General features: G+C 59.4%; 1 protein-coding gene. It reads right to left on the bottom strand.

Going from position 1 to position 251, the window contains the following annotated elements; genetic code table 11:
* Positions 1 to 251 (bottom strand): immunoglobulin-like domain-containing protein (locus tag SB756_RS33060; RefSeq protein WP_410913632.1); only part of this gene is annotated, 251 nt, incomplete at both ends.

Here is a 251-nt window from a genome sequence, read left to right as displayed (position 1 = left end):
TTGTTGATCGGCAGACCGTCTTTGTTGGTCAGCGTGATGGTGTAGGTGATCTCGCCGCCTTCGGTAACCGAAGGGGTGGCGGTCAGCTTGGCCACGACCTCGTCGGTGGTATCGGTCACTTGAACAGTGGCCGCACCGCCCAGTTGCAGGTTCTCGAAGGTAGCGCCGGTGGCGTCTACAGCCGAATTGATGCCCAGGCTGATCTGGCCAGCGTCATTGTAAACGTCATCGCCTTGTGCAGCGTGCTCGTA

The organism is Pseudomonas sp. SIMBA_068, assembly GCF_046534705.1.
Taxonomy (GTDB): Bacteria; Pseudomonadota; Gammaproteobacteria; order Pseudomonadales; family Pseudomonadaceae; genus Aquipseudomonas; species Aquipseudomonas putida.
This window is presented reverse-complemented; position numbering and strand designations above follow the sequence as displayed.